This is a genomic window from Mesorhizobium sp. M7A.F.Ca.CA.004.04.2.1, from assembly GCF_004022825.1.
Lineage (GTDB): Bacteria > Pseudomonadota > Alphaproteobacteria > Rhizobiales > Rhizobiaceae > Mesorhizobium.
This window is the reverse complement of the sequence record NZ_RZPH01000974.1, coordinates 1-2,238: the sequence shown is the minus strand read 5'-3', so window position 1 is coordinate 2,238 and position 2,238 is coordinate 1. Positions and strand designations below refer to the sequence as shown.

The following is a 2,238-nucleotide window of genomic DNA, read 5'->3' as shown; positions in this document are numbered from 1 at the left end:
ATCCGCGGGGTGGGGGAACTATTTCAGCTTGCCGCCCCAAGCCGTCGCGGGAGCGCACCGGATGATGGAGGACCGGCCGATCAGAATCGCTAGGGGAAAGCGCGTCACAATAGCCGATCTCGCCCGCGAAGCCGGAGTCAGCGTAGCAACAGTCGATCGGGTTCTGAACGTCCGCCTTCCGGTGCGAGAGGAGACCGCCCAGCGGGTCCATGCGGCCGCGCACGCGATCGGCTATCATGCTGCCGGTCTCATCAAACAGCGCTTGCAGCAGCACCTGCCGCACTACAAGCTGGGCTTCATCTTGAGAAAACCTACCCACGATTTCTACCAAGATTTCGCTCGCAAGATCGAAGAGTCGGTCAGTATGGCTAAATCCTTCCACGGCCGTCCGATCATCGAGTTCGCGCAGTCACATTTGCCGCGTGACCTGCTCCCGCTTCTTAAGGACCTTGGGAGCCGCTGCCAGGCGATCGCCATGGTGGCGGCCGATCACCCGAAAATCACAGCATCAGTCGAGGAGCTCAAGGCGAAAGGTATCCCGGTATTTTCGCTGCTATCCGACTTCGCCGATGGCGTGCGCGAGGGCTACATCGGCCTCAACAACAGCAAGGTCGGACGGACTGCCGCTTGGGTGTTTTCCAAGGCCGCAAAACGGCCCGGCAAGGTGGCGGTGTTTGTCGGAAGCCATCGCTTCCAGGCGCATGCGACGCGGGAAACGGCCTTTCGTGCGTATTTTCGTGAGAACGCGCCAAAATTCGAGGTGCTTGATGCGCTCGTGAACCTTGATGAACGGCAGCTCACTTACGAAAAATTGCTGGATCTTATGCAGCGGGAACCAGAGCTCGTCGGCTTCTATATGGCCGGCGGGGGGATAGAGGGGGCAATTTCCGCGCTCCGAGAAGAGGGGAGCGGTCAGGATCTCGTCGCGATCGTGAGTGAAATGACGCCGCAGTCACGTGGGGCGCTTGCGGATGACATCTTGACGATGGCGGTCGGCACGCCAATGCGCCGACTTTGCCAGGAGCTGATAATGGCAATGGAGCGGGCCATCAAAGCCGGCGTCGCGGAGAGCCCGGGGCAGACATTTCTGCCGTTCGACATTTATCTTCCGGAAAATATTTGACCTTGATGGATTTCTATCATGAGCGCCCATTTTCCTTTCACCGATGAAAGGAAAGCTCGATTGACTCGGCCGTCTCTGTCCGATCTGTGAACCGGCGTGGTTCCGTCTTGAAAGAAGCCGGATGCCGAAATGGCAGCCGCGCTTCATGGAAGGAAAGTCAAGCAATGCGCCAGGTATCGCCCCGCTTTGCACTCGATCACATGGCGGCGCCCCGCCTTGACGTCAGTGCGCTTTTCGCGCTTGCCCGTGACCAAGGCCTGACCGACGTCCAAATCCGTTACCCTCATTTCAGCAATCCTGTCGCACGCGGCATTCCGGCTGCGGACGTTCGGTTGGCCGCTACCGAAGCGGGCGTCACGATCATCTCTGTCAACGCCTTGCAGCGGTTCAACGACTGGACTCCAACGCGTCAGGCCGAGGCAAGCAACCTCGCCGATTATGCGACGGCGTGCGGGGCGGAGACGCTCGTGTTGGTGCCGGCCAACCGCAGCTCGTGGCCCACCAATAGCGAGCGCCAGGACAATCTTCGTTTCGCTCTAAACGAGATCAAGCCAATCCTCCAGTCGCGGGGTCTGATCGGTCTCATCGAGCCGCTGGGTTTCCGAACCTGCTCGCTTCGATCAAAGAAGGAAGCGGCCGAGGCCGTTGCCGCGGTTGATGGCCAGTCCGTCTTTCGCCTCGTGCACGACACGTTCCACCACACCCTGGCCGGGGAGACATGCCTGTTCTGCGAGCTTACCGGCCTGGTGCACATTTCAAGCGTAAACGACCCGACCTTCTGGATTTACCCCGATCGCTTTCTTGCAGGTTCCGACAATGGCAGCCAGATTCAGGCGCTGCTGGATGGCGGCTACGCGGGACCTTTCTCATTCGAGCTGGTCGAGGAAGTCCATTCTCTGGACGATCTCGCAGGCGCACTTGCCGCCAGCATCGACTTTATCCGGCGAGGGCTATTGTCGTCAAAGTAGATGGTGACAGGAGTAGTGACTATAGGTGCGCCTGAATTTTCCGTGGGTTCACAGCGGGGCAGCCATCCGAGATGCCTCCTGTATCATTATCTCCCGCATCCAGATGCTTGCCGGATCGCTATTGTGGAGGGCCGGCCATTGGAGGGT

2 protein-coding genes and 1 pseudogene are annotated in these 2,238 nt (G+C 59.4%); 2 read left to right on the top strand and 1 reads right to left on the bottom strand.

The features are described 5' to 3' along the window. Nucleotides 1-61: 61 nt before the first annotated feature. Together EN893_RS30000 and EN893_RS29995 are read left to right on the top strand one after the other, a co-directional pair. Nucleotides 62-1,123, top strand: a complete 1,062-nt coding sequence (locus EN893_RS30000) for a LacI family DNA-binding transcriptional regulator (RefSeq protein WP_128362023.1) — start codon at nt 62-64, stop codon at nt 1,121-1,123. Nucleotides 1,124-1,287: 164 nt separating this feature from the next. Then, nucleotides 1,288-2,091, top strand: a complete 804-nt coding sequence (locus tag EN893_RS29995) for a TIM barrel protein (protein ID WP_063169395.1) — start codon at nt 1,288-1,290, stop codon at nt 2,089-2,091. A gap of 48 nt (nt 2,092-2,139) precedes the next feature. Here the strand turns inward: EN893_RS29995 and EN893_RS29990 are convergent. Beyond that, nucleotides 2,140-2,238, bottom strand: a pseudogene (locus EN893_RS29990) (LysR family transcriptional regulator); the annotation flags it as partial.

What these genes read in the sequence shown, in the direction of transcription:
- EN893_RS30000 (WP_128362023.1), top strand. Translation starts at nt 62, where the DNA reads ATGATGGAGGACCGGCCGATCAGAATCGCTAGGGGAAAGCGCGTCACA.
- EN893_RS29995 (WP_063169395.1), top strand. Translation starts at nt 1,288, where the DNA reads ATGCGCCAGGTATCGCCCCGCTTTGCACTCGATCACATGGCGGCGCCC.